Annotated in this window: 23 protein-coding genes; 5 read left to right on the top strand and 18 right to left on the bottom strand. The window is 59.7% G+C overall.

Annotated features, from left to right (window positions below):
• Nucleotides 1-62: 62 nt before the first annotated feature.
• The 6 genes from V8G57_RS09605 to V8G57_RS09580 form a co-directional block, all read right to left on the bottom strand.
• Nucleotides 63-1,094, bottom strand: coding sequence for an isocitrate/isopropylmalate dehydrogenase family protein (locus tag V8G57_RS09605; RefSeq protein WP_092400886.1), 1,032 nt, complete (start codon nucleotides 1,092-1,094; stop codon nucleotides 63-65).
• Nucleotides 1,095-1,156: 62 nt separating this feature from the next.
• Nucleotides 1,157-2,506: a 2-hydroxycarboxylate transporter family protein gene (locus tag V8G57_RS09600; RefSeq protein WP_305763972.1), complete on the bottom strand. Its 1,350-nt coding sequence runs from the start codon at nucleotides 2,504-2,506 to the stop codon at nucleotides 1,157-1,159.
• 267 nt (nucleotides 2,507-2,773) lie between these two features.
• Nucleotides 2,774-2,953, bottom strand: coding sequence for a hypothetical protein (locus V8G57_RS09595; RefSeq protein ID WP_092400889.1), 180 nt, complete (start codon nucleotides 2,951-2,953; stop codon nucleotides 2,774-2,776).
• 106 nt (nucleotides 2,954-3,059) lie between these two features.
• The gene (locus tag V8G57_RS09590; RefSeq protein ID WP_342829176.1) at nucleotides 3,060-3,185 is read right to left on the bottom strand and encodes a hypothetical protein; all 126 of its coding nucleotides are present in this window, start codon (nucleotides 3,183-3,185) and stop codon (nucleotides 3,060-3,062) included.
• Between the two features lie 555 nt (nucleotides 3,186-3,740).
• Complete coding sequence (locus tag V8G57_RS09585) at nucleotides 3,741-4,253, bottom strand: YybH family protein (RefSeq protein ID WP_342829174.1); 513 nt, start codon at nucleotides 4,251-4,253, stop codon at nucleotides 3,741-3,743.
• 140 nt (nucleotides 4,254-4,393) lie between these two features.
• Nucleotides 4,394-5,272: an aldo/keto reductase family oxidoreductase gene (locus V8G57_RS09580; RefSeq protein WP_342829173.1), complete on the bottom strand. Its 879-nt coding sequence runs from the start codon at nucleotides 5,270-5,272 to the stop codon at nucleotides 4,394-4,396.
• A 113-nt stretch (nucleotides 5,273-5,385) separates the two neighbouring features.
• On the opposite strand from V8G57_RS09580, the gene V8G57_RS09575 reads away from it, so the two are divergent.
• Nucleotides 5,386-6,294 (top strand): LysR family transcriptional regulator, encoded by a 909-nt coding sequence (locus V8G57_RS09575; RefSeq protein WP_342829172.1) that lies wholly within the window; start codon nucleotides 5,386-5,388, stop codon nucleotides 6,292-6,294.
• Here V8G57_RS09575 and V8G57_RS09570 read toward each other — a convergent pair.
• The 5 genes from V8G57_RS09570 to V8G57_RS09550 form a co-directional block, all read right to left on the bottom strand.
• Nucleotides 6,269-6,781, bottom strand: coding sequence for a GNAT family N-acetyltransferase (locus V8G57_RS09570; RefSeq protein ID WP_342829170.1), 513 nt, complete (start codon nucleotides 6,779-6,781; stop codon nucleotides 6,269-6,271). The genes V8G57_RS09575 and V8G57_RS09570 overlap by 26 nt on opposite strands.
• A gap of 51 nt (nucleotides 6,782-6,832) precedes the next feature.
• On the bottom strand, nucleotides 6,833-8,014 hold the full coding sequence (locus V8G57_RS09565; protein ID WP_342829169.1) for a hypothetical protein: 1,182 nt from the start codon (nucleotides 8,012-8,014) through the stop codon (nucleotides 6,833-6,835).
• Nucleotides 8,015-8,275: 261 nt separating this feature from the next.
• Nucleotides 8,276-9,040, bottom strand: a complete 765-nt coding sequence (locus V8G57_RS09560; protein WP_342829168.1) for a hypothetical protein — start codon at nucleotides 9,038-9,040, stop codon at nucleotides 8,276-8,278.
• A gap of 531 nt (nucleotides 9,041-9,571) precedes the next feature.
• Nucleotides 9,572-10,954 (bottom strand): NCS2 family permease, encoded by a 1,383-nt coding sequence (locus V8G57_RS09555; RefSeq protein WP_092400918.1) that lies wholly within the window; start codon nucleotides 10,952-10,954, stop codon nucleotides 9,572-9,574.
• A 302-nt stretch (nucleotides 10,955-11,256) separates the two neighbouring features.
• Complete coding sequence (locus tag V8G57_RS09550) at nucleotides 11,257-11,508, bottom strand: energy transducer TonB (RefSeq protein WP_092400921.1); 252 nt, start codon at nucleotides 11,506-11,508, stop codon at nucleotides 11,257-11,259.
• Nucleotides 11,509-11,655: 147 nt separating this feature from the next.
• Here V8G57_RS09550 and V8G57_RS09545 point away from each other — a divergent pair, with 147 nt between their 5' ends.
• Entirely contained in the window at nucleotides 11,656-12,084 is a 429-nt protein-coding gene (locus tag V8G57_RS09545; RefSeq protein WP_342829166.1) for a DUF3574 domain-containing protein, read from the top strand.
• Nucleotides 12,085-12,109: 25 nt separating this feature from the next.
• Here the strand turns inward: V8G57_RS09545 and V8G57_RS09540 are convergent, their stop codons facing one another.
• The 4 genes from V8G57_RS09540 to V8G57_RS09525 form a co-directional block, all read right to left on the bottom strand.
• Nucleotides 12,110-13,162 carry a M29 family metallopeptidase gene (locus V8G57_RS09540; RefSeq protein WP_342829165.1) on the bottom strand — a complete coding sequence of 351 codons (1,053 nt, stop codon included), beginning with the start codon at nucleotides 13,160-13,162 and terminating at the stop codon, nucleotides 12,110-12,112.
• Between the two features lie 439 nt (nucleotides 13,163-13,601).
• The gene (locus tag V8G57_RS09535) at nucleotides 13,602-13,868 is read right to left on the bottom strand and encodes a hypothetical protein (RefSeq protein ID WP_092397198.1); all 267 of its coding nucleotides are present in this window, start codon (nucleotides 13,866-13,868) and stop codon (nucleotides 13,602-13,604) included.
• Between the two features lie 100 nt (nucleotides 13,869-13,968).
• Entirely contained in the window at nucleotides 13,969-15,231 is a 1,263-nt protein-coding gene (locus V8G57_RS09530) for a cation:proton antiporter (RefSeq protein ID WP_342829164.1), read from the bottom strand.
• Nucleotides 15,232-15,273: 42 nt separating this feature from the next.
• Nucleotides 15,274-16,626, bottom strand: a complete 1,353-nt coding sequence (locus tag V8G57_RS09525; protein ID WP_342829163.1) for a glycosyltransferase family protein — start codon at nucleotides 16,624-16,626, stop codon at nucleotides 15,274-15,276.
• A gap of 291 nt (nucleotides 16,627-16,917) precedes the next feature.
• Here V8G57_RS09525 and V8G57_RS09520 point away from each other — a divergent pair, with 291 nt between their 5' ends.
• Nucleotides 16,918-17,850, top strand: coding sequence for a 2-hydroxyacid dehydrogenase (locus tag V8G57_RS09520; RefSeq protein ID WP_342829162.1), 933 nt, complete (start codon nucleotides 16,918-16,920; stop codon nucleotides 17,848-17,850).
• Nucleotides 17,851-17,926: 76 nt separating this feature from the next.
• Here V8G57_RS09520 and V8G57_RS09515 read toward each other — a convergent pair whose 3' ends face one another.
• Nucleotides 17,927-19,093, bottom strand: coding sequence for an ABC transporter substrate-binding protein (locus V8G57_RS09515; protein ID WP_342829161.1), 1,167 nt, complete (start codon nucleotides 19,091-19,093; stop codon nucleotides 17,927-17,929).
• A 98-nt stretch (nucleotides 19,094-19,191) separates the two neighbouring features.
• Here V8G57_RS09515 and V8G57_RS09510 point away from each other — a divergent pair, with 98 nt between their 5' ends.
• Both V8G57_RS09510 and V8G57_RS09505 read left to right on the top strand, forming a co-directional pair.
• Complete coding sequence (locus tag V8G57_RS09510; protein ID WP_175500979.1) at nucleotides 19,192-19,341, top strand: hypothetical protein; 150 nt, start codon at nucleotides 19,192-19,194, stop codon at nucleotides 19,339-19,341.
• Nucleotides 19,342-19,405: 64 nt separating this feature from the next.
• On the top strand, nucleotides 19,406-20,161 hold the full coding sequence (locus V8G57_RS09505; RefSeq protein ID WP_342829160.1) for a tyrosine-protein phosphatase: 756 nt from the start codon (nucleotides 19,406-19,408) through the stop codon (nucleotides 20,159-20,161).
• 90 nt (nucleotides 20,162-20,251) lie between these two features.
• On the opposite strand, the gene V8G57_RS09500 is transcribed toward V8G57_RS09505, so the two are convergent.
• Together V8G57_RS09500 and V8G57_RS09495 are read right to left on the bottom strand one after the other, a co-directional pair.
• Entirely contained in the window at nucleotides 20,252-22,360 is a 2,109-nt protein-coding gene (locus V8G57_RS09500; protein ID WP_425458253.1) for a M13 family metallopeptidase, read from the bottom strand.
• Nucleotides 22,361-22,472: 112 nt separating this feature from the next.
• A complete protein-coding gene (locus V8G57_RS09495; protein WP_342829158.1) occupies nucleotides 22,473-25,166 on the bottom strand; it encodes a M1 family metallopeptidase in 2,694 nt (897 codons plus the stop codon).
• Nucleotides 25,167-25,183 lie beyond the last annotated feature (17 nt).

Genomic DNA, 25,183 nt, shown 5'->3' with positions numbered 1-25,183 from the left:
GATCGTACCAACTTGGGGAAGCATATTCCGCCGCTGCACAGTTCGGTGAATCACAAGTCAGATCACCCAAGCCGACGCACGATGGCGTCGGTAAATTCTTGAGTCGACGCCTTGCCCTTGAGATCACCAGTGGCAATGTGATCCTTGTTAATGGTGTCGTTGATCACGGTGCGCAGTCGCAGCGCCAGGTCATCGTGGCCGACATGGTCCAGCATCTGCCCCGCAGCCAGCAGCAGGGAAATCGGGTTGGCGATGCCCTTGCCGGCAATGTCCGGCGCCGAGCCATGCACTGCTTCGAAGATCGCGACGTCATCGCCGATATTCGCGCCGGGCGCCATGCCCAGTCCGCCCACCAGGCCTGCCAGTTGGTCCGACAGGATGTCGCCGAACAGATTGGTGCATAAGAGCATGTCGAACTGCCATGGATTAAGCACCAACTGCATGGCGCAGGCATCGACGATCATGTCGTTCATCTGCACTTTACCTTCATACTCGCGCGCTACTTCCCGCGCGGCTTCCAGAAAAATGCCGGTCAGCGCCTTGAGGATGTTGGCCTTGTGGACTACGGTAATTTTCTTGCGGCCGTTCTTTACTGCGTACTCAAATGCAAAGCGCGCGATCTTCTTGCAAGCTTCACGGGTATTGATGCCGGTAGAGACCGCAACCGCGCGCGGATCGTCTCCGACCGGGATGTAGTATTCGTGCGCCACATAGAAGCCGCCGATGTTTTCACGGATCAGGACGACGTCGATGTCTTCAAAGCGGCCTGGAACAATCGTTCTTGCCGGCCGCACATTGGCATATAGCTGGAATTCTTCGCGCAGGCGCACGTTGGAGGAACGGAAGCCGCCGCCGACAGGCGTGGTCAGCGGGCCCTTGAGGGCAAGCTTGTTTTCGCGGATGCTGGACAGGGTTGCTGCCGGCAGCGGGTCGCCGCAGCTGTTGACGCCGGCCATGCCTGCTTGCTGTATATCCCAAGAGAACGGAGATCCCAAAGCAGCCAATACCTGGACTGTTGCATCGACCACTTCAGGACCAATGCCGTCGCCGGGGATCAGCGTCGCTGGAATTTGGGTAGTTATTGCGTTTTTCATGAGATATTTTTTAAAAAATCTTTAATCGAATAGATTGATTGATCAGTGTATTTGTCAGGAAATTATTTCAACTGGGACATGGCAATCAAGGTGAGCGTTACGGTAATCGCGCCGCCAATGCGTGTCGCAATCTGCGCAAATGGCATCATTTGCATGCGATTCGCGGCCGTCAGGATAGCGACGTCGCCGGTGCCGCCCTGGCCGCTGTGGCAGGCATTTACAATTGCCGTTTCAATCGGATACATGTTCAGCCAGCGCCCGACCATGAAGCCCGTCGCCATCAACGTCGCGACGGTCGAAACGATGGTGACGAGATTGAGCACGTTGAAGGCAGACACCAGTTTGTCCCAAGGCGTCATGGATACGCCGATGGCGAACAGCAAGGGATAAGTTACAGCTGTCGAAAAGAACTTGTAGACGACGACAGAGCCTTGTTGCAATTGCGGCGATACTGCGCGTGACAGCTTGAAAATCACGGCAATGAACAGCATGGCGACCGGCGCCGGAAAGTCGAACAGCTTGTAGCACATCAATCCAAACATATACAGCGAGATCGCCGTGATGCCTGCGGCCGCAATATTACCGACATCCGTATGGCCAGCGACTGCTTCCGCCGCCGGTTGCATTTCGTCATGTTCGCCCGGTTGCAGCCGGCCCTCGCCAGTCAGGTGGGGGTATTTCTTGCCCACAAAATTCAATGCCCCGGCCAGCATGATTGCGGTCAGGCTGCCGAGCATTACAGGAGGCAAGACCAGCGCAAAGACGTCGCCTTGAGCCTGGTGCAATATTCCGGAGTAACCAATGGATAAGGGAATGGCGCCTTCGCCCACGCCGCCGGCCATGATAGGAACGACGATGTAGAAAAAGGTATGGTAAGTACCCAAGCCCAGCAAAGTGCCGACGGCCGTGCCGACAATCGCCGCTGCGACAGAACCGGCGGCAAGCGGCACGAAAATCTTGATGAAACCCTTGATGAGAACCGCTCTATCCATACTCAGGATGCTGCCGACAATGATCGAAGCAATGAACAAATAGAGAAAATTGGTCGACTTGGTGAAATCCACGACGTTCTTTAAAACCATGGCAGGCAAAAGATGCTTGAATGCCAGGTAAGAAGGAATGAAGGTCGCAAAAATCGCTGCGGCGCCTATGTTGCGCATGACAGGAAGGCGCTTGCCCAATTCCGCGCAAGAAAAGCCCCCCACCGCCAGCAATGCGATCGATACCGATATATCGGAAGGCACTTTGCCGGTGGCGACAAATCCCGCAACCAATGCCAGCAACAACAAGTACACCGGCAACGGTATGATGCCGATACGCATTTCCATCAATTTCCACCAGCCATACGGCCAGAATTTTCCGGATATCTGTTCCGTGATCGGCATGAGCTGTTCAGCAGGGATAGGTTTCATTTCGTTCTCCTTTGATTCTATTTTTAAATTTAACGCCCGTGCCACGTGAAGCGCAGTGCTGAATCTCATGACGAGCGCTTGCGATCATGGTTTTCCGGCCAAGTTGCAATGCTGGCAGGTACGCCATCCATCCTGCATCTGTATTGCGGGTAGTGTTCATTCACGAGCGTGCAACATGCAGATTGGAGGCCGAGCCCGGATCGCCGGGCGCCTTGATCGAATCGTCGATCGTGCGGATTTCGATCCACGTTGTTTCATCAGGTCCCGCTATCCTTCTTTGCAATCACGAAACTGTTTTGTCAGCGTTGCCGGCAAATGCATCATTTCGACAATTCCGTAATCATGAAGGCTATTTTTTGATGGGTCGACAGCCGTGCCCTGAGCCAATGCTGTCAGGACGATATGCGCAGGCATCGCTGCGCCGCAGTCGAATTCATCGATCGGCAAGAAAAATCAGGCATTAATTTTTGTCTCCATCATTTGAGGATCGCGATCTACGGCCTACACGTAGCGGCGGCGATCCTCTTCAATTATTTATTAATGTTGACGCATTCTAGAACGGCGTAACTTTCATCCAGCTTTCCAATTTTGCGTTATTTAATTTGCCGTGCGACATGAAAATCAAGGCTATGGCGGGTTTTTCAGGCAGTTGCGCCATGGCTGCAACGCGCACGGCCATGGCGATATGCTTATCGACATGCATGCGAGTTGAGAGAAATGCAAACTCAGTGTGCGAGGGGCCTGTCGCAACCACCAGAAAATAATCGGTCGGCGTGTACGCGTGACTGGATGGTTGCCATAACAGAAAAGGAAGGCCACGCGGTGCGCGTAGGGTGTGGGAGCTGCAAGTGGCACTTTGCGCCGGATTCGTTTTTGATCGACCGTCGATTCATCACAATAGAAATAATGGAATTACTGCCACCGCAGGACGTCGACGACGCGATGAACCGGGTTTCCGCTCTGCCGTACCCATGGTGTCCTGCCGGATCCTTGGCGCGTTGTGCACCAAATCTAGGCAGCATGAGCAGTCTCCTCACCAGCATTGGCCGAAAAGACATATAAACTATTTGAAATGATGCTTACGTAATTCGTTGCAGTGAGGGTGGAGGATTTTGTGTGAGTGATGCAGTACAAATTTATCTTGTCTTTCTTGTGGCGCAATAAGTAGGGTCAGTTCATGACCCCCTGCCATCGACGGCCCAGGTTGAAATAGCACCCGGTTCATCACCATGGCTCATCTCACGGTGTACAGTTCGCTGACAATTTTCCAGCGCCCCTGAACCTTCAGCAACTGCAGGATTTTCCAGCCTTGCGCACTCTCGCCGGATTCGACGAGTGTCGTTTCAAAGTCTAAAGACACCTGGGCCAGATCGCCGTCTTGTTCAATCCTGATATTCGAAATTTTTTGACTGTATTTTTTACCGCTCTCGAAGACCGCCTTCCGAAATCCGGCATAACCTTGCAAACTCTGCGACATGGGCTTGAATGACGGACTTAATTTTTCTCCGAGTCCGAAGAAAGGTATTTTCTCGTCCAGCAGCTGAGATTCGAAAAGCGCGCGGTCTCCAGTCGTTACGCTCTTGGCATAGTTATCCAAAACTTCCTGGATTTGTTTTCGGCTATCTTCGTTCGGCATATGACCGGTTTTTCCGTTCAACGACGGCTGTTCTTCCGCCATTGCCGGGTGGCCAAGCGGTGAAAGTGCGAAGAGGGCGATGACAAGTGCGTAGCGGCTGAATGTGGTCATGGTTGACATGGTTGGGAGCGGGATTATTTGCATGGGACGAATCTTGATCCGCTTGCAGAATATCCCGGATTTCGTCATCGCACACGGGAGACCGCCAAATGCGCGCCGTTTGAATTTTCCAGGCGCGCATTTGCTACGCCTTAAGTGGCGCTGATAGTCGCCACGCTCTCCAATTCCTTGACTGCATCGTCCGGCAGCGCCAGTTCGGCCGCGGCCAGGTTCTCGTGCAAGTGGGCGATAGACGAGGTGCCTGGGATCAGCAGGATGTTGGGCGAGCGGCGCAGCAGCCAGGCCAGCGCGACCTGCATGGGCGTGGCGCCGAGGCGCGCTGCGACGCCGGACAAGGTCGAGGATTGCAGCGGGCTGAAGCCGCCGAGCGGAAAGAAGGGCACGTAGGCGATGCCGTCCCGTGCCAGCGCGTCGATCAGGGCGTCATCTTCCCGATGCGCGACGTTATAGTGGTTTTGCACGCAGACGATCTCGCAGATCTTGCGTCCTTCCGCGACCTGGGCTGGGGTGACGTTGCTGAGCCCGATGTGGCGCACCAGCCCTTGCCGCTGAAGTTCGGCCACAACCGTGAGCGGCTCTTCGATCGATCCTTCGACCGGTCCGTGGATGCCGAGCATGCTGCGCAGGTTAACCACATCGAGCACATCCAGGCCCAGGTTGCGCAGGTTGTCGTGCACCGCCTGGATCAGTTCTTCGCGCGACATGGCGGGAATCCACGATCCATCGTCGCCGCGCCGGGCGCTGATCTTGGTGACGATGGTGAGATCGTCCCGGTAAGGATGCAGCGCTTCGCGGATCAGCTGGTTGGTGATGTGCGGGCCGTAGAAGTCGCTGGTGTCGATGTGGTTGACTCCGCGCGCGACGGCTTCGCGCAACACGGCCAGTGCCGCCCCGCGATCCTTGGGTGGGCCGAACACGCCTGGCCCTGCGAGTTGCATGGCGCCGTAGCCGACGCGCTTTACGCTGCGGTGGCCAAGCGTGAATGTGCCGGATTGTTCGATGCTGGACATGATTACCCTCTTTTAGATGAAAGACGACCCATGGTAGGCGTCTTCCGCCTTCATGATAATTGGGTACAATCGGTACGGGTTGTGCGGATTGGCGAACAGTGGAGGTGCCGGCAATGAAGGTCAATCTGGAAGATCTGAACGCTTTCGTGGCGGTGGCGCGCGCCAAGGGCTTCCGCGAAGGCGCGCGTGCCAGCGGCAGCAGCGCGTCTGCACTCAGCGAAGCGGTGCGCCGCCTGGAGGCGCAGCTCGGTGTGCGGCTGTTCAACCGCACCACGCGCAGCGTGGTGCCGACCGAAGCGGGCGAGGGTTTGCTGGCGCGGCTCAGCCCGGCCTTGAGCGAGATGGAGGCTGCGCTCGACGTGGTGAACGGCTTTCGCGACCGGCCTGCCGGCACATTGCGCCTTAACGTGCCGGTCAGCGCGGCGCGGCTGGTGCTGGGCAGCATTGTGCCGCCATTTCTCGCCGCCTATCCCGATATCCAGCTGGAGATATTCACCGAAGACAGCTTTGTCGACGTGATCGCGGCCGGCTGCGACGCCGGTATCCGCTACGACGAGCGGCTGGAACAGGACATGATCGCGGTGCCGATCGGGCCGCGCGTCCAGCGCTTTGCCGCCGCCGCTTCTCCTGCCTACCTTGACCGGCGTGGCCGGCCAGAACACCCGCGCGAACTGCTCGGCCATGCCTGCCTGCGCGGCCGCTTTTCCAGCGGCTCAATGCCGCCGTGGGAATTCGAGCGGAACGGCGAGACGGTGCGGGTAGAGCCGACGGGACCGTTGATCGTGCAAGCGGGCGGGGGCGCCGATCTCGCCGTCGAGGTGGCGATCGCAGGCAGCGGCATCGTCTATCTCTTCGAGGACTGGCTGCGCCCGCATCTCGACAGCGGTGCGCTTGAGCCTGTGCTGGCGCCATGGTGGCCGCGCTTTTCCGGGCCGTTTCTTTATTATCCCGGACGCCGCCTGGTGCCGGCGCCTTTGCGCGCGTTCATCGATTTCATCAAGGCGCCTGCCGGCCATCCTTGACGCCGGCCGACAGCGATTTATGGAACAGGACGCGATGTTGTCCTTCGCCGGCATAATCGAGCGCAACCGGGACGCCGTCGATTTCACCGGATCCGGGAAGAAGCGTAAATCCGAGTTTGCGATGGAATTTGATCGAGCCGGTATTGACCGCCGAGGTGATGCTGCGCACTTCTGTGCAACCCATGGCGCCGACCACGTTGAAGAAATGTTCGTACAGCATGCGAGCCATGCCGCCAGTGCGTGCAGCAGGGCTTACGCCGACGAAATGGATGTAGGCGACTTTGGGATCGGCCTGCGATACGAAGCCGATCAGGAACGCCTGGACGGCGTCCGACGGTCCTATGGCATAACTGGTTGCGTTCAGGTGGTCGAAAAATATGCGGTGGACCAATGCCCGGACAGGACGGCCGCCCCACCAGTCGTCAACTGCGGAGGAGACGAATGGATAATCTGCAGGTTCGAGAGCGCGGATATTGTGTGCAGTCATCAATTGGTCTTTCCTGTAATTTTTTAATTCATCCAAATAATCAGGCTGATTTCATCTCAAGATGCGACATTGCCCGAAATCACAGCGCATCGCAAGAGAATCGCCGTTGTCGCAAGAGACGGTATACGATTCGAATCCCGGCCCTCTGGCGTTAAGGATGGCGTGCGGCGCCGCCGAGCATGATTGCGCTCTGGCGAGGTGCTCGCTTTGATATGAATATTGGCCGATCTGTTCTGCCGGCAGCCCGGCCGGTGCTGCTGCGGGAGTTGCCTGCTGGGGTGTTGCGCTTGCTGGCGGCACAGGCGCGGCAGGGACCTTATCCACCGGCATTGATGTGGCGGGCGCTGCATTCGCATACGCCGCGGATGGCGCCGCAACCGGCTGCTCGGCATAACTGCCGCCTGTGCCGTTGATGTCGTAGGTAAAGAAATATTTGTCGGTGGCCGATCTCATGGCGAACGTTCCGGCGCTGACCTGGTACAGGCGGTAGCAGTCCTGCATCACGCGCCAGCCGCTGCCGCCGTATATCGCAATGCAAATCTGGTTCTCAGCTACCTTGAACTCGTAAGCGCCCATCGTGCCGCCGCCCTTGTCAAGATTCTTGACCTCCAGGCGGCCGTCCTGGCCGACGTCATACTGCATTTTTGCGCCGCTTGCGCTATGTCCGGTCACGGTGCCAAGGTTGCTGAAATGCTGCTGCATTTCTTTACCGGTCAGCTGGCGCTCGGCGTTACGGACAGGGCTGGCCTGAACCGTTGGGGCGACCGGAGCGGCTGGCGCAACCGGAGCGGCCGGGGGGCTGAAGGGCGCGATCGGCGCGCCGCCGCTCTCGCCCATCAAGACCGTGATCGTGGCCGGATAGTCATAAGCCGCACCGGAATTGTGATCGATAATGGCGCCGACGACCCCGCCCAGCAAAAAATTACCGTAAGTCATTCCTTTGATGTTGGATCTGATTTGTGCCAGGCCGGGTTTGATATTTTCTTTGTCGCATTGGACTACCAGGTCGTCGCGCGAGCGATGGATGGTCACCGTGCCCGGTGCGGTTACGTAGAAGATGCCTTTTGTGTTTTGCAGTTTGCAGGAAGCGCCCTTGACCAGCTGTCCCTGATTGCGGGCTTCGACTGTGACCACCTGGCTGGTGCCGTCGACAATGGAGGCGCAGCCGGTAAGAAGCGAGGACGCGACGATTGCGGCAGCTGCGGCTGCCCGGACCAAGAAATGCCTATTCATCTACTCCCCTGTTTTTTTATTTCTTATATTTATGAACTACCTTGCTTCCGACAGGTGCGCATCGGTTTCCCCTGCTTTGGCCGGTGGTATCGTAGCAGATAAGATTTCCGGGTTGAAATATTGGACAATGAATATTTTTTCGTTGTGTATAAATTCATACAGGGGGCGCGCGACGGGAAATGATGGAGTCGCGGGTGTTGAGGGCAGACTGTGCTGCCCCCACCTGTCAATTTTGCGCAGACTGCTTGATTTTCACCGGTGCTATGGGGTGACGGTAAGGGTCAGGCCAAGGCCGTTTTGCGAGCCATCCGGAAGCATTCCAAGAATTGTCGTGCTATTCCCGCTCGTGCCCAAACTGACCGATCCTTGCCAGGTAGTCGATGTGGTTGACGTCGGCGTGACTTTGGGTTCTCCGGGATTGTTCGGGTAGTTCCATTGGATAGGCAAATTGGCGTCCATTTCAAGGGTCTGCCCAGCCCGAATCGTATAAAACCCCGGTTTCGTTGCCTTCAAGGGTTGTGGCTGGATAACGCCATTGATCTTGATTGTCGCAGTCAACTGAGGCGTGACGGTAATCACATAAGGCAAGGTCGCGCCGGTTAATGGATATTGCGCACTGCAAGCTTGGTCCTTGCATAACATCAGGGTGAGCGTTCCTTTGTATACGCCAGGGCTGAGCGTGACGTCAGGCACCAGGGTGGCGGTAAAGTTTGTGCTCGAATTCCGCACCACGACGGTGCTGCCGGTGAGGAACACCGCCTTGTCTTCGGCAACAACAGGGTAGGCGGTGCCAGACGGTAAGGTACTTAATGTAGCCGTGATGCTAATCGTCGGGTCTGCAGCTTGCGTCGTCGCATATTGTTTCTGGTTTTGAAAAAAACTGACCGACGCGGTGCTCATGTTATATGTCACGGCAGTTGCTGCATTGCCGGCAGGAGCGCTTTTGTCGCCGCTGCCGCCTCCGCCGCAGGCCGCCAGCATGACGGAGAAAAAAACAGCAATACATGTTCGAATGTTAAGGCACATTTTATTAACTTCCCTGAGTAATATTATTTTATTGGTGCGTCTGGATGGAAATGGTGAATAGAGGCTGCTTTGGTCTTGATACCCTGGTCTCCTTGAAATATTGAAACGGGAACGCAGCGCCACGTCTTGCGGTGGCACACTTTATTTTTTATTCATCAAGGAAAGCATGCGGCGCTGACGCACATGATTGCGGCAGCTGCTGCCACCCGGACCAAAAAGCACGGGATCATCTGCCCCTTTTTTGAATTTTTTAGTTTTTAATCAGGTCGTTTAGGGCAGAAGGAGTGTCAGTTTTCCTTCAACTTCAGCCCGCCGTATCGTAGCAGAGAAAATTTCTTGATTGGAATATTGTCGAGTCAATATTTTAAGTTGTGTTTAATTTCATGCATCAGGATTTGATGAATCGGAGCCGATACGAGTCAATACAAATAAGCGAAGAAAAAACAAAAAGGCAGCGCCCGCAGGCGCTGCCATGAATCGACTGTCCTAGGAGATCCGGACAGTCGAGATTACCCGGATGGATGCACGGTCTTAAATCGCCCAGCCGCCTGCATAGAAGACGGCCAATGCGACAGCGATGGCGACGGTGCCGAAGTTCAGCTTGCGGAACTCGCCGGAGACAACCCGGCCGATCACCAGCGTGCAGAAACCAAGCATGATGCCGGTCACGATATTGCATGTGAGGACGATGAACACTGCGCACAGCAAGCCGGCCAGCGCGTCGACCGTATCGTCCATGTGCATGCGGCTGACGCTGCCCAGCATCAGCAAGCCGACGTACATCAGCGCCGGTGCCGTTGCGTAGGACGGCACCAGGCCGGCCAGCGGCGAAAAGAAGATGACCGCCAGGAACAGCAGGCCGACCACGACCGCAGTCAGGCCGGTGCGGGCGCCGGCGGCGGTGCCTACCGTCGATTCAATGTAAGCAGCAGCCGGTGCGCCGCCGACCAGGCCGGCGAAAATCGAGCTGAGCGAATCGGCCGTCAACGCTTTGCCGCCGTTGTTGATATAACCTTTTTCATTGACCTGTCCGGCCTGTCCGGCCACCGCGCGGATCGTGCCGGTGGCGTCGAACACCGCGGTCATCACCAGCGCCAGCACGCTCGGCAACACGGCCATGCTGAGTGCGCCCTTGATGTCCATCGCGCCGATCAGCGAAGCATGGCCGGGAGCGCTCAGCGCCGGCATCGCAAATATGCCGGTGAACTTGACGGCAGGATCGAAGATCAGGCCGATGATCGACAGGACCACGACGACCAGCAGGATGCCGCCCGGAACGCGGCGCCGCTCAAGGCCGAAAATGGCGGCCAGGCCGACGATGCTCATCACTACCGGAAACGCGGTAATGTGGCCGAGCGCAACCGGCAGGCCGGGGCCGGCGTTTTTCACCACCAGGCCGACGTCGTTGGAGGCGATCAGCAACAGGAACAAGCCGATGCCGACGCCAGTGCCGTGCGCCACGCCGGACGGCAGGTTTTGCAGGATCCAGGAGCGCACGCCGGTGACGGAGATGGCGGTGAACACCAGGCCCATCAGGAACACCGCGCCGAGGGCGACCGCAGGCGACAGGCCTTTGCCGAGCACCAGGCCGAAGGCGGTGAAAGCGGTCAGCGAAATCGCGCATCCCACGGCGATCGGCAAACGCGCCCACAAGCCCATCAGCAGGGAACCGAAAGCGGTAGTCAGGCAGACCGCGACAAACACCGCGCTGACATCGAAGCCGGCCTTGCCCAGCATGCCGGGCACGACAAATACCGAATAGACCATGGCCAGGAAAGTGGTGATGCCGGCGACCACCTCGCGGCGCTGGGTGCTGCCGCGCGCGGTGATCTGGAAGTACTGGTCGATTTTTCCTTCGGCGACGGCGATAGGTTCTCCCAGACCCGCGGAGGGTTGGAGTTGTTGTTCCATCATGATCGAGCTGCTCCTTATATGTCCTTGAAGCGGCCGTCACTCGACCGTCATCAGGGTGTCTCGTGTTATGTTTTTGAATAGCCAGCAACCGAATGCCGAACCCTGGCCGCTGGGCTGCTCGTCATGTGAAAGGAAAATGAGCTCGGCGAAGACAGCTTAGGGTATGGACGGCAGCGAACCCATCATGGGAGCTTAATAGCCGCCATTTGCATTTCGATATGCGGGGAATGGGCGGCGCAGCCGCGGCGCTGCTTGCGGGAAACATACTGGAACAAGGCGGACAGGGCGCGCCGGCGCACTGTTTATTCGTGAAAGGTATAGGTCAGGTCATGCCAGTTGTGCGACGTTTTTGCGCCTTTGCTCTTGCTCGCGAAACGCATGCCCATGATTTCCCGCTGCGCATGCGCATCGCGCTCCGGGTCGCCGCAGCTTTTCCTGATCGTGACATTGGTGACGTGGCCGCCGGTGTCCAGGTAGACGCGCACCTGCACCTTGTCTGTCGAGGCCGGCGCGGATTTCACCGTGCCCGCTAGCAGTTTGTCGATGAGGCTCATGGGTTCTTGTCTGGAATGGTTGGTCGAGGCGTCGCAGGGAAATTATACGGTGCCGGCGGCTGTTGTTGAATGCCGGCGATTGACATTGATTCCCAGTGGCAATATTTAAGATAGCATGTGGCATTCCCAGCCATCGAGGATGCCGCCATGCGCCTTCAACTGATCTGCAGCCTGGCCTGCGCCGTAACGCTTTCCGCTTGCGCTGCTTTCCCTGACGGCGGCAGCGCCGGTGTATGCCGGCAGGTGCACGGCAGCACGCAGCTGCAGGCCGAGCTGCTGTTCGGGCGCGACATCCAGGGGCGAGGGCAGGTCACCGATGCGGAGCGAAGCGCCTTCATGGCGGAGGTCGTGACGCCGCGTTTCCCGGACGGCCTGACCACTTGGGACACGCACGGCCAATGGCGCGATGCGGCCACCGGCCAGACTATCCGCGAGGATAGCTTCGTGATCCGCATCGTCGCCCCGGAAACGCCGGATACGCTGGAGCGGCTGGCGCAGATACGCAGCGCTTATACCAGCCGGTTCCATCAGGATGCGGTGGGTTTGCTGGCGTCGCGCCTGTGCGTATCGTTCTGAGTCCCTGCCGGCCTGCCGGTTTTGCTCAGACCTGCCAGGCGCCGTTGCGGTAGACCAGTTCGTCATCCAGGTAAACCGCCTCGGTCACGGCAAAAACATCGATGTGATAGCGGGCGCTGGCGCGCTTGATGCCGGGTTTGCTGTAGACGCCATGCTTGGCGCCCAGCGACAGGTGGATGCCGCACATGCGCTCGTAGGTGCCGATGTCGCTCACCATCCGCTCCCGCGAAAACGCGCGGTTCATGCCGAAACCCAGTTCTCGCAGCCACACTTCGCCTTCGTCGGCACGGATATTGGCCAGCACCTGGTCGAAATCGGGCGTGGAATCGAGTACGTCGCTGACCCGGCCCTTGCTGATGACCAGCGTGATGGGATGCTCCGGCCGGTTGACCCGGAACGCGGTATCGCCGAAAACAAAAATACGCACGCGCCCGTTCACGGCTTCCAGGTCTTGCGCTTCGGTGAACACTTCGCCGATGGGGAACTGGCCGCCGACGTTGTTCATCTCGCTGTAGTCGCCGATGTTCAGCTTGGCGGGCTCGAACGGCGAGGCAAACACCAGGCGTTCGCCGCCGCTGTCGACCACGCCCATGCCGGCCTTGTCGATGCGAGCCTTCAATGCATAGCCGACGCCGCGATAGTAGCCCGGGTCGTAGGCCAGCGATTCGATATAGTGGAGCGCCTGTGCGCCCGGCATGCGCGACAGGTGCGGATGCTCAATTACCTTGAGCCCGCGCTTGAACAGCTCGACGCGGATGCGGAACGCCTCAAGGCGGAAATTGGTGGACTGGACCAGGATCACCAGGTCGTTGGCCTCGAGCGTCGCAAAGGCAGCGAGCACAGCCTCCGGCGCGACGGCGTCAAAGTCGATGAAGGTGGCCGCCGGCAGGCAGCGCCGGTAGGCTTCGGTGAGCGCGACGGCGAGCGCACAGCGTGTGTCCGACACCACCACGGCGGCGCGCGGCGGCGCGTACTGGATGGCCAGGGAAAGGATGTCGCGCAGGTGCTTTTGCGCAGCATCGATCGCCTCCTTGGCTATCGTGCCGGCGGCTGCTGCGTTCGCTGTTGAAGTGGTCATCAATTTATCGTATGGGAAAATGCCGGCCGCAAGACGGGATCCTGCCGGACCGACATTTTAATCGACAACCGGGATGGCGGCCGGTTATGGGGGCAGCCTGGCGGGGGTTATTAAGAGTTTCATGAAACATGACAATGCCCTTGCCCGGGTTTTCTGTGTGATTAACAAACGTAGCTAACTGGGGTCAGAGTGAACTTTCTGCGCGCTTTTTGCAGAAACTTCACTCTGACCCCACTTAGCGGGCCACGGAGTACCTGCCTCTCATCGTTAAAAAAAGACAAAACCGTGCTGTGCGCCCTGTCTTTCTCCGAATCCGTCATATGGGGTCAGAGTCAAGTTTCGCGATGAAGCGCTGCGAAAGTTGACTCTGACCCCATATGACTCTCGCCGTGGCGATGTTATGAATGATCGCGCATCTGTCGATCTATGCTTGCCCGGCTCAGCCTGCGAGACCCTTGGCCAGCAGCTCGGCCACCAGCTGATTGAGGTCCAGTTCGCGCTCTTTCGCCAGGGTTTGCAATTGCAGCACCAAGGCGCCATTGAGCTTGACGGCAAATGGCACCAGCCCTGCCGCCTGGTCGCGCTTGCGCTGCTCGCGCCGGTCGATCGTCGCCGCATCGCCGCCGCCAAAGGCGGAAGCGCCGGGGGCAGTCATTTTACCCATGAGCTTCTTGGCGTCGCTCTTTGCCATTCCTGTTTTTTTCATGATGGAGATCCCTGTAGATGAACAATACGTGTTGCGCGCAGTATAAGCTGCATAAGCTGACTCAGGCTGGCGCTGTCCTGTTCACGTCGCCGTCCGGGGTTCACGGATCGCGGGTCACTGCCCCGGCACCCCGCCGGTTGCCGGCGGGCATCCTCTCCTGGCGCTGCCAGAACCGCAGCAGCGGCACGGTCATCGCCGTCGTCACCAGGGCCATCAGCACCAGCATCGAATACACCGGAACCGGCAGGATGCCCAGCTGCAGGCCGATGGTCAGCACGATCAGTTCCATCAGGCCACGGGTGTTCATCAGCGCGCTTATGATCCTGGCATCGCGGTGGGGGATTCCCGACCAGCGCGCCCCCAGGTAGCTGCCGCCGAATTTTCCCAGGACCGCCGCAACCAGGAACAGCAAGAACCATTGCCAGAAATCGGGCGACTGCACGCTGCCCAAAGAAACATGGATGCCGGCATAGGCGAAAAAAACCGGCATCAGGATCAGTTCGACAAAACCTGTCACCTGGCGCCGCCAGGCTTGCGCCAGGTCGGCGTGGCCGCGCAGGACCAGGGCAGCCATCAGGGCGCCGAAAGCGCTATGGAAGCCGATCGCCGCCGTTATCCATGAGGACAGGAGTACATAACAGGCCACGCACGCCAATATCGCGGCCGACGGCGCCGTCGTCTTGCCGCGGTTCAGCAAGCTGCGCCAAAGCGGCTTGGCAAGCAGCAAGGAAAACGCGATAAACGCAGCCAGCAAGCCCAGGTCGCGCAGGGTGCGGTCGAATGCATAGGTGCCGGCCGCGAAGGCGGCAATCACGGCCAGCAACAGCCAGCCGAGTATGTCCGTGAGCGTCGCCGCGGCCAGCGCCACGGTCGCCGGATAAGAGTCGGCCATGCGCAGGTCCATCACGATCCTGGCCATCACCGGCACCGCGGATATCGATAGCGCCAGGCCGCAAAACAAGACGTAGCCGACGGCGCCGGCATGCGGCGCAATCCACGGCCTGGAGACCAGGCCGATGGCGCAGCCCAGCGCAAACGGGATAAGCATTCCCAGCAGGGCGACCAGCAGCGGCGCGTTGGCCTGGCGCCGTCCCTGCAGGCTTTTCAGGTCAAGATGCAGGCCAAGCTGGAACATCAGCAGCACCAGGCCGAGCTCCCCCAGCTGCGACAAGGCCGGCATACTGGCGCTGCTGAACAGGAAACGATATGCATCGATATCGATGGCGCCGAGGACCGATGGCCCAAGCAGCAGGCCGGCGGCGATTTCTCCGACTACCCGGGACTGGCCCAGCTTTTCTGCCGCAGCCCCGCAGACAAGGGCGGCAAGGACGATGACGCTGAGTTGCACTAGGAAGATTGGCATGCCGGTACCTGGAAATGATTCGCGTGCAAGCGCATCGCGTGGTTAGCCGCCGCTTCTTTGCGACGTGGCATCGTCGTCGGCCATGTACACCGAGCGGTAAGGTTCGCCCCAGCCCAGGTAGTGCGTCAGCAAAGTATCGCTGGTGGCAAGCTGGGGCGGGGTGTTGATGCTCAGGCAGTCGACGATGTATTGTTCGTTCAGCATGCCGGCCTCGCGCAATACCTCGATGGTGTGGAACTGATCTCCTTGGCTGCTGTAGACCGAGGATTTATCGTCGACGCCGGTGACGCGTTGCCATATCTTTTCCAGCAGCTCGGCGTTTGCGCCCGTATTGCGAAAGCCCATTACTCCAGCGTTCAACTCCCAGCCGCCAATGTCCTTGGCAAACAGGGCGTCGCGGTTTTCCAGCAAGGGCTCCAGTTTTTTCGCCTGGTTGGTAAACAGCATGTCGGCATCTATCCAGATCACCCAGTCGTGGTTGGCAATATGGCGCGACAACAGCCAGCTTTTCACCCAGGTTCCGGAAATGTTGCTGTCCAGCGGTTCCGGAATGGCGCGATACACATGGTAGGCGTAGCCATGGCGATCGCAGTAGCGTTTTACATTGTGCTCGGAAACGCGGGCGTAGTCGGCGATGTGATGGGTGTATAGCGTGACCAGCGCGATTTTCGCCTCTGGATTGAAGCTCGATTGCAGTTCGTCGGAAAGGGCCGGGTAGGCCGGCGTCTTCAGCAGCGGCAAGCCGTCGATCAATGCGCCGTTGATTTGCCGCACCAGCAGGTTTTTCATGCGCTGGTCAAACAGGATGTCGTGGTTCGGTTCGCTGTCGGCCGAGGGCAGGGGAGCCAGGCTGACCATGAAGATGCGGGCGTCGAACCATTTCGTGATGCACCAGCTGACGTTGACGTAGCTGTCGCCGATCATGGCGTTGATTTCCAGCACCGGGAATTTCTCCAGCAGGCTCAGTTCGCTCCGGCCCATTTCATCCCGGATCAGGCCCTTGTGCAAGATGAAGATCATGTCATGCAGGATCTTGCGGTTTTCCGCGGTATTGCGCAGCGCCAGCATGTTGTTCATGACGATGCACGGCTCGCCCGACGCGCTGCGGCTGGGGCCTTTGACCACCAGTGCGTCGCGGCCGGCCAGCAAGGTTTCCATCGCCAGCGGATGGAAAATGGCGGCATTGCAGTCCAGCAGGAGGACCCAGTCGTTGTCGGCGGCTTGCCGCAATTCTTGCAGCAGCACGTGATAACGGTACGCCTGCCGCAGCATGGGATGGGCAATGTGCGCGGTTTCCAGCCAGCGGTGCGGATAACCGAACAGCCTGCAGTAATGCTGGTGGTTGCGCAAAACCTGCGGGTCCAGATGTTCAAACACACTGATGCACAAGGCCATTTTATTTCCTCAATGTTAGGTTGCTTTGGAACGAATGGGAATGCAGCACGTGTATCGGCATTCGATTTCCCTGGTCGCCATGGCGTGGCGAATTACTGCCAGCCGCGGCAGCCAGCGCCAATGATAAAACAATAACGGCGACATGAGTCAAGCCGCAAACGAAGAATATCCGCGCAGCGCAATGTAACAATCGACGGCCGGCTGTCAAGCAGAGCAATTGCATCGCGGCTATCATGACGGGCATTGCGCCGCTGGCGCGAATTGATTAAAACACCCTTGCGACGCCATCCTATGCTTCCCATCCTGCTTATTCTCAATCCTTTGTCCGACCAAAGCTTGCAGCGCATCGCGCAAAACTTTCAGATAACCTATGCGCCAACGGCAGAAACGCGCCGCGCCGCCATTGCCAACCACGCTGACGGCATACAGGCCGTCCTGACCATCGGTTCGATCGGCTTGCATGCCGACGAAATCGCGGCGCTGCCCAAGCTGGAGCTGATCTGCGCGCTGGGCGCCGGCTTCGAGAACATCGATGTCGCTGCTGCGCGCGAGCGCGGCATTACCGTATCCAACGGCGCCGGCACCAACGATGCCTGCGTCGCCGATCACGCCATGGGCTTGCTGCTGGCGACGGTGCGCGGCATTCCGCAGCTGGGAGTGGCCCTGCACCAGGGCATCTGGCGCGACGCCCTGCCTTTGCCGCCCAGCGTCTCCGGCAAGCGGCTGGGGATTATCGGGCTCGGCACCATCGGCAAGCAGATCGCGCGCCGCGCCGCCGGTTTCGACATGACGATCGGCTATCACAACCGTTCGGTCCGCGGCGATGTGCCGTTCGCGTATTTCGCCTCAGTGCTTGAACTGGCCCAATGGGCCGATTTCCTGGTGGTGGCCACGCCTGGCGGCGCGGGTACCCGCCACATGGTCAACTGCTCGGTGCTGGACGCCTTGGGACCGCAGGGTTTCATCGTCAATATCGCGCGCGGCAGCGTGATCGATACCGCGGCGCTGGCCTTGGCCTTGCGCGAAGGGCGGGTGGCCGGCGCCGGCCTCGACGTCTACGAGAGCGAGCCGCTGCCGCCGGCGGAATTGCTGGATTTGCCGAACGCGGTGCTGACCCCGCACGTGGCGGGCTGGTCGCCGGAGTCGGTGGCAGAGACGGTCCGCCTGTTCCTGGAAAACGCCGGGCGGCACTTTTCCGGGCAAGCGGTGTTGACGCCGGTGTGAGGCGATGAACGTTCAGGCAATAAAAAATCCGGCTTGGCGCCGGATTTTTTATTGTGCGACTGCCTGACCAAATCTGTCAATTCAGGAATTTCTTGTCCTTGGTGATCATGGTCATTTCGACAAATTTCGAACCGCTATGGTTGCTGCCGGTGAAATTCACGTCGAAGCCGCCGCCGTTATAGTTCTTCATGTTGATGGTTTCCAGCGCCTTGACCAGTTTGGCGCGGGTCAGGTCCTTGCCGGCCCGCTTCAAGCCCTCGACAAACACCTTGGCCGCGATGAAACCTTCCAGGCTGGAGAAGTTAGGCTCCTTGACGCCGGCTTTTTGCATCAGCTTGGTGTATTCAGCCACCACCGGGGTCGACGAGCTCCATGGGAACGGCACCACCTGGGAAATGACGACGCCTTCTCCATCCTTGCCCAAGGCGTCGGCCAGGGCCTGGCTGCCGACGAACGATACGTTATAGAACTGGCCGTTATAGCCGGCCTTGCGCATTTCCTTGATGTAGGCGGCGCAGGAGGCGTAGGCGCTGATCTGGATGACCGCGGCAGGGCGTTTCGGCAGGATCTTGCCGACGGCTTCCTTGACGTCGGTGCTGTTGCGTTCCACCGTGGCCGCTTCGACCAGTTCCAGGTTCATCTTCTTCAGCGCGCGCTGCACGCCTTCCAGCCCGGCGCGCCCATAGGCGTCGTTCTGGTAGAACACGGCGATGTTCTTGATGCCGACGTTCGCCAGTTTTTCCACCAGGTGCTCGGTTTCGTCGAAATAGCTGGCGCGGATATTGAAGACCTGGCGGTTCAGCGGCTCACGCAGCGACTGGGCGCCGGTGACCGGGGCAAAGAACGGCACGCCGGCTTGCGTGAAAATCGGCAAGGCAGCGTTGCTGGTAGGGGTGCCGACATAACCGAACAAAGCGAACACATCGTCTTTTTCAATCAGGCGCTTGGTATTGGCGGCCGCCAGGTCGGCTTCGTATTTGTCGTCGGCCTTGATGATTTCGATCTGCCGCCCAAACACGCCGCCTTGTTCATTCACAGAGTCGAAGTACGCCTTGGCGCCGGCATTCATCTGGATTCCCAGCTGTGCCGCAGGGCCGGAAAATGCCGCGGATTGTCCCAGGATGATTTTCTGGTCGGTGACGCCGGATTCGGCAAAGCTGGCCGACAGCGGGCTGCAGACGCCGACCGCGATCGGCAGGACGAAGGAGAGCAGGCAGGAAAAAAGACGACGATGAGGGTGCATGATTGCCACTTTCTGATATTGATCAAGCGATGCAGCCAGGTAAGCATGAATCATACCTTCCCGTATTGCACCAGCGCGTATTATAGTGATATTGCTTGATGAAAACAAAAGAAGACGTGGTTTTGGCGGTAGTTAGGGCTTTTGCCAGTTTACTAAAACAGATCGGCGGTGCTGCTGGACCGTTTCTTCCACTTGGTGATAGCCTTATTGCAAGCGCATCCGGCGTACATGCCGGCATGCATCGCTAAATCAAGCAATCAATCAACAAGGAACGGGGATGTTTCCAGAATATGCCGGCGGGCAGTTGAACGCATGCTGAATTCCACGCACAGCCACGGCGACCTCGGTTTCGAGGCGCTGCGCAATACGCGCGACCTGGGCGGCTATCAGGCGGCCGACGGACGTCGCATCGCAATGGGCCGGCTGCTGCGCGGCGCCAATCCGGGCATGGCGTCGGCGGCGGATATCGACAAGCTCAAGAACTACCGGCTGGACCTGGTGCTGGATTTCCGCACCGAGGCCGAAAAGCATGCGGCGGAAACGGCATTCGCATCCTCTTTCAACTGGATCTCCGATCCGGTCATGGTCGGCAACCTGTCGCCGGAAGTGCTGCAGCCTATAGTGAAGAGCGGCGATCCGGAAAACAGCCGGCAGTTCATGATCGATTTTTACCGTGCCTTCCCGGTGCGCTACCAGTCCCAGTTCCGGCGTTTCCTGCAGCGCGCGGAGCAGAACCAGACCATGCTCTATCACTGCACCGCCGGCAAGGACCGCACCGGTTTTGCCAGCGCCTTGCTGTTGTCCGCCCTGGGCGTCGGCCACGCCGCCATCATCGCCAATTACCTGGAATCGAATCGCCATAACGCCATGCCCAATGCGCAAGTGCTGGCGCAGGTGTTCAAGGTTGAATTGCCGCCGCAGCTGGTGGCGCCGTTGATGACGGTGGAGGCGGCCTACCTGGATGCGGCGCTGGCGGTGATCGATGAGCAATACGGCGGCATGGACCGCTACCTGCGCCAGGTGCTCGGCATCGATGTCGAACGGATCCGGAACAACTATCTCGAATAAGCGCCAGCCTGGCGCATTCCCCCGTCTGCAAATAAAAAAGCCACCGACAGGGTCGGTGGCTTCCGGATCACGGCACAACGGCTGCGATGTTTACCACATCAGGACACGCTGCTCCGGCGGCAGGTACATCTTGTCGCCCGGCTTGACGTCGAACGCGCTGTAGAAACCAGGCTGGTTGCCCAGCGTGCCGTTGCCGCGGAAACGCGGCGGCGAGTGCGGATCGGTTTTTACATACACGATGGCCTGGGCGTCGCGCACCTTGCCGCGCCACACCTGGGCCCAACCCAGGTACAGGCGCTGGTCGCCGCTGAGGCCGTCGATTACCGGCGGCGTCTTGCCATCCAGGGACAGGTGATAAGCCTTGTAGGCGATCGCCAGGCCAGAGTTGTCGGCGATGTTTTCACCCAGGGTCAGCTCACCGTTGACCTTGTAGCCGGGAACCGGGCTGTAAGCGCTGTATTGCGCTACCAGGGCCTTGGTCTTGACCGCGAATTTCTCGTGGTCTTCCTTGGTCCACCAGTCGCGCAGGTTGCCGATTTCATCGTACTGGCTGCCCTGGTCGTCGAAGCCGTGGCTGATTTCATGGCCGATCACCGCGCCGATGCCGCCGTAGTTGACGGCGTCGTCAGCATTGGCGTTGAAGAACGGCGGTTGCAGGATCGCTGCCGGGAACACGATTTCGTTGAACTCCGGGTTGTAGTAGGCGTTCACGGTTTGCGGCGTCATGCCCCATTCGGTGCGGTCGACCGGTTTGCCGAGCTTGTCGATGTTGCGCTTGAACTCAAACTCGCGGGCCCGGATCACGTTGCCGACCAGGTCGTCGCGCTTGATGGCCAGGCTGGAGTAGTCGCGCCATTTGTCCGGATAGCCGATCTTCAGCATCAGCGTCGACAGTTTCTTTTGCGCCTGCTTCTTGGTATCGGCTCCCATCCAGTCCAGGCCGTCGATGCTGTGGTTGTAGGCGGCGATCAGGTTGGCCACCAGCTTCTCCATGCGCGCCTTGTTCTCAGGCGGGAAGAACTGCTGCACGTAGAGCTGGCCCAGACCCTCGCCGACGCTGGCTTCGACCACATTGATGCCGCGCTTCCAGCGTGGTTCGTTTTCCGGCACGCCGCGCAGCACGGTGCCCTTGAATGCGAAATTCTGGTCGACATACTGCTTGGAGAGGTCGGAGGCGAAGCTGCTCAGCACATGCCATTTGAAATAGGCTTTCCAGACCGGCAGCGGCGTCTTTGCCAGGATCTTGTCGAAACCCTTGATGTAGCTAGGCTGGCTGACCACCAGGTAAGTGACCTTGTCTTTCAGGCCGGCGCCGGACAGGTAGCCGTCCCACTCGTAATGCGGAGCCAGCGCTTGCAGCTGCGCCAGTTCAACCCGGTTGTAGGTCTTGACCGGATCGCGGTTCTCGACCTTGGTCCATTGCACCTTGGCCAGTTCGGTTTCCAGGGCGACGATGCTGGCGGCGTTCTTCTTCGCGGCCTTGTCGCCGGACAGCGCCAGCATGGTTTCGATGTGGGCGCGGTACTTGGCCAGCGTGTCTTTCAGCTTGGCGTCGTCGGCCTTCAGGTAATAGTCGCGGTCCGGCAGGCCGAGGCCGCTTTGGCCGAGGTCGGCGATCACCTTGCTGGAATCCTTGGCGTCCTGGTGGATGCCGATGTCATACGGCGCGTTGACGCCGATGCTGTTCAGGTGGGCGATCAAACCGGGGATCTGTTTCTTGTCTTTCAACGCATCGACTTTGGCGAACTCAGCGTCCAGCGGCTTGATGCCGAGCGTTTCCAGCGCCGGCTCATCCATGTAGCTGGCGTACAGGTCGGCGATTTTCTGCTGGTTGGAGCCAGGCGTGATGTTCTTTTCCGCGCTGACCGCGTCGACGATGGTATGCAGCTGGTTCAGCGAGTTTTCACGCAGCTCGTAGAACGCGCCCCACGACGATTTGTCGGCAGGGATTTCGGTTTTCTTGAGCCAGTTGCCGTTGACGTAGCTGTAGAAGTCGTCCTGGGGGCGCACCGCCGTATCGGCGTTCTGCATGTCGATGCCGCTGGCCAGCGGCGACGCCTGCGCCACGATGGCGGCGGCCACGGTGCGCGGAGTCTGGGCAAAACTGGCGGTGGAGCAGGTATAGCCTGCAACGAGTGTCAGCACTGCTGCACAAATCAGAGATCGTTTCACGAGTAAATAATCCTTATGAGAAGTCATCGGAAAAAACAGCCTTGTAAGGCATTCTAAAAACCGGGTTAAAGCTGGGGCAGTCAAAGTTCAGGTTATACGCCCAAATGAAAGCGTTTGCCCAGGCCGCGGTTGACACGCTTCAGCGCAGGATTGCCTCCGGATCCTGCTTGTCGCGCAAGGCGGTGCACAGCAGCGCTTTTTCGCGGGTTTGCGCCAGGCCGCGCTCGGCGCCAGGCAATTGTTTCAGCAGCGGCTGGAAAAATGTCGTCAGGCGCTCTGCTTCGCGCTGCGAACAGCTGTCGCCGGCCACCAGCCCCGGCAGCTTGCCGCCGGACGAATCGCCGCTGCGCTTGATCAGCTGCGCATGGTTGGCGGTAAACCATTTCCACATGGCGTCGCGGCCTTCGCCGTCTTCCCGGCTGGCGCGCAGCAGGGTGCTGATTTCGCCAACCTTGACGCGCGGATCGAGCGCCAGGTTGCGGGCGCGTTCGGCATTGCCGGCGGTAGTGGCGGAACCCAGGCCGGTCAGGATCGCCATCCGTTGCGCCGGTTCGCTGGTGCTGCCGAGCGCCTTGATCAAGACGTCGATGGCGCTGTCGCTGCTGTCTTGCGTGCTGACTGCCAGCACCGAACGCAACAGGTCGGGATTGGCGGCTGCCAGCTTGAGCTGGCCGTCGGCATCCAGCTGCAGCGCTTGCTTGCCTTGCGCCAGCAGGGCTTGGCGCACTTCCGGCAATTTCATGTCGAGCGCCAGGAACTCCGCCAGCGTGGCGCGCAGCAGGGCGTCGTCCTGGCTTTCATTGGCGCGGCGCTGGTAACCGAGCTGCTGCAGGCGCGGCAGGTACAGCTGGCGCGCCAGTTCGGCCAGGCGGGTTTGCTGGGCCGGGTTGCGGGCTTCGTGCCTGGACAGCCACTTGAGCGTCGGGATCAGCGCGGTTGCTACTTCGCGGGTGTTTGACTGCGCCAGGCGCGGCGCCGCGGCCAGCACGGCGGCGGCATCCAGGGCGCCGCTGTCGAAACCGGCGTTGATGGCGTCGGCGTAGGCCAGCTGTTCCGTGTCCGGCAATTGGCCGAGGCTGGCGGTCAGGCGCACCAGGTCGTCGTGCGCCATGTTGAAGCGGTAGTAGCCGGCGGCGTCTGCATTCGGCATGTACCAGCTGCTGGCGGAGGCGCCTTGCAACACCATCTTGCCTTGCTCCTGGTCCAGCAGTTCGCATTGCGTCTTGGCGCCGTCGCTGCCGGCGACGCTATAGCGTACGCATACCGGAATGCCCCACAGGCGCTTGGCTTCGCCGGTCGAGCCGAGCGGCAGGTAGCGCTGCTGTTTCAGGTGCAGCACGGCCTTGCCGTCTTCCCAGCTGAGCCTGGTGTCGACCAGCGGCACGCCGGACTGGTCGAGGAAACTTTGCATCGCTTTCGCAAAACGCCGGTCCTTGCCGGAAGCCTTGGCCAGCGCCGCCACCAGGTCATCCGCGGTGGCGTTGGAGAACTGGTGCTGCTTGATATACGCCCGCACGCCTTGGCGGAATGTGTCGGCGCCGAGGTAGCGCTCGAACATGTTCAGCACGGCAGCGCCCTTTTGATAGGTGATGCCGTCGAACGCCGTTTCGATATCGCCGTTACCGGTGATCGGCTGGCGGATGCGGCGCACGCTGACCAGGCTGTCGCTTTGCATGGCGTAGCTGGCGCCGTTGATCAGCTCCAGGTCGGCGCGGTATTCGGGATGCAGCTGGCGCGTGATCTTGCTTTGCATCCAGGTGGCGAACGCCTCGTTGAGCCACAGGTCGTTCCACCATGGCATGGTGACCGTGTCGCCGAACCATTGGTGCGCCAGTTCGTGGGCGGTGACATTGAACGAGTCGCGCACATTGTGCGCCGGCGAATTTGCATCGAGCAGCATCAGGTAATCGCGGAAAGTCACCAGCCCCGGATTTTCCATGGCGCCGGCGGCAAAGTCAGGCGCCGCCAGCAGGTCGACCTTGTCGAACGGGTAGCCGAAGCCGAAATAATCTTCCAGGGCGGTGATGATGGCCGGCGTCTGCGCCAGCGCGGGTTCGATGCGCGGGCCTTCGCCATGCGGCGCAATGCCGCGCAGCGGCGTCGCCTGGCGGTGCCATTGGGTGGCCGGGATTTCCGGTCCGTTCACCACATCCCATGGGCCGACGGCGAACGCCACCAGGTAAGTCGGCAGCGGCCTGGTCGGCGCAAAGCTGAGCTTGCGCCAGCCCTTGTCCAGTTTCTGTTCGCCGGTCTGCCGGGTGTTGGCGACCGCGACCTGGTCCTCAGGCACGGTCAGGCTGAGCGTGAACGGCGTCTTGAAGGACGGCTCGTCGAAACCGGGGAAGGCGTAGCGCGCGCTGATCGCTTCCATCTGCGTGATGACATAGGGCGCGCCCTGGCTGCTGACCTTGTACACGCCTTCCAGCTGTTCGTTGAACGGCGCACTGTATTCCAGCGTCACGCGATAGCGTCCGGCCGGCAGCGTCTGGCCGAACTCGATCGTCGCCACGCCTTCTTTTTGCGCCGCTACCTTGTATTGTCCGGCATAGGTTTTTTTTCGCGCATCGGCCAGCGTGACTTTGCTGACGGCCAGGTCCTGGCCATGCAGCCACAGGTGGTCGGCGGCTTGCTTGAGGTCGATGTCGATGGTGGCGCTGCCGCTGTAGCCAGGCTGGCGCGGATCGACGCGCAAGTCGAGCTGATAGGCCAGCGGCTGGGCCCAGCGTGGCAGTTTTCCCAGCGGCGCGGAATCATTCGGGGTCGCCGCTGCGGCGTTGAATGAAGCGATGCCGAGGGCGAGAGCGGCTAATGTGAAACGACGGGTAGTACACATCACAGATGAAATCCTCC

This window comes from Collimonas rhizosphaerae (assembly GCF_038896935.1).
In the GTDB taxonomy this organism is placed as follows: domain Bacteria; phylum Pseudomonadota; class Gammaproteobacteria; order Burkholderiales; family Burkholderiaceae_D; genus Collimonas; species Collimonas rhizosphaerae.
This window is presented reverse-complemented; position numbering and strand designations above follow the sequence as displayed.

Excerpts from the sequence above, each read along its gene's own strand:
- V8G57_RS09605 (WP_092400886.1), bottom strand. The coding sequence starts at position 1,094 with ATGAAAAACGCAATAACTACCCAAATTCCAGCGACGCTGATCCCCGGC.
- V8G57_RS09600 (WP_305763972.1), bottom strand. The coding sequence starts at position 2,506 with ATGAAACCTATCCCTGCTGAACAGCTCATGCCGATCACGGAACAGATA.
- V8G57_RS09590 (WP_342829176.1), bottom strand. The coding sequence starts at position 3,185 with ATGGCCGTGCGCGTTGCAGCCATGGCGCAACTGCCTGAAAAACCCGCC.
- V8G57_RS09585 (WP_342829174.1), bottom strand. The coding sequence starts at position 4,253 with ATGACCACATTCAGCCGCTACGCACTTGTCATCGCCCTCTTCGCACTT.
- V8G57_RS09580 (WP_342829173.1), bottom strand. The coding sequence starts at position 5,272 with ATGTCCAGCATCGAACAATCCGGCACATTCACGCTTGGCCACCGCAGC.
- V8G57_RS09575 (WP_342829172.1), top strand. The coding sequence starts at position 5,386 with ATGAAGGTCAATCTGGAAGATCTGAACGCTTTCGTGGCGGTGGCGCGC.
- V8G57_RS09570 (WP_342829170.1), bottom strand. The coding sequence starts at position 6,781 with ATGACTGCACACAATATCCGCGCTCTCGAACCTGCAGATTATCCATTC.
- V8G57_RS09565 (WP_342829169.1), bottom strand. The coding sequence starts at position 8,014 with ATGAATAGGCATTTCTTGGTCCGGGCAGCCGCAGCTGCCGCAATCGTC.
- V8G57_RS09560 (WP_342829168.1), bottom strand. The coding sequence starts at position 9,040 with ATGTGCCTTAACATTCGAACATGTATTGCTGTTTTTTTCTCCGTCATG.
- V8G57_RS09555 (WP_092400918.1), bottom strand. The coding sequence starts at position 10,954 with ATGATGGAACAACAACTCCAACCCTCCGCGGGTCTGGGAGAACCTATC.
- V8G57_RS09550 (WP_092400921.1), bottom strand. The coding sequence starts at position 11,508 with ATGAGCCTCATCGACAAACTGCTAGCGGGCACGGTGAAATCCGCGCCG.
- V8G57_RS09545 (WP_342829166.1), top strand. The coding sequence starts at position 11,656 with ATGCGCCTTCAACTGATCTGCAGCCTGGCCTGCGCCGTAACGCTTTCC.
- V8G57_RS09540 (WP_342829165.1), bottom strand. The coding sequence starts at position 13,162 with ATGACCACTTCAACAGCGAACGCAGCAGCCGCCGGCACGATAGCCAAG.
- V8G57_RS09535 (WP_092397198.1), bottom strand. The coding sequence starts at position 13,868 with ATGAAAAAAACAGGAATGGCAAAGAGCGACGCCAAGAAGCTCATGGGT.
- V8G57_RS09530 (WP_342829164.1), bottom strand. The coding sequence starts at position 15,231 with ATGCCAATCTTCCTAGTGCAACTCAGCGTCATCGTCCTTGCCGCCCTT.
- V8G57_RS09525 (WP_342829163.1), bottom strand. The coding sequence starts at position 16,626 with ATGGCCTTGTGCATCAGTGTGTTTGAACATCTGGACCCGCAGGTTTTG.
- V8G57_RS09520 (WP_342829162.1), top strand. The coding sequence starts at position 16,918 with ATGCTTCCCATCCTGCTTATTCTCAATCCTTTGTCCGACCAAAGCTTG.
- V8G57_RS09515 (WP_342829161.1), bottom strand. The coding sequence starts at position 19,093 with ATGCACCCTCATCGTCGTCTTTTTTCCTGCCTGCTCTCCTTCGTCCTG.
- V8G57_RS09510 (WP_175500979.1), top strand. The coding sequence starts at position 19,192 with ATGAAAACAAAAGAAGACGTGGTTTTGGCGGTAGTTAGGGCTTTTGCC.
- V8G57_RS09505 (WP_342829160.1), top strand. The coding sequence starts at position 19,406 with ATGCTGAATTCCACGCACAGCCACGGCGACCTCGGTTTCGAGGCGCTG.
- V8G57_RS09500 (WP_425458253.1), bottom strand. The coding sequence starts at position 22,360 with ATGACTTCTCATAAGGATTATTTACTCGTGAAACGATCTCTGATTTGT.
- V8G57_RS09495 (WP_342829158.1), bottom strand. The coding sequence starts at position 25,166 with ATGTGTACTACCCGTCGTTTCACATTAGCCGCTCTCGCCCTCGGCATC.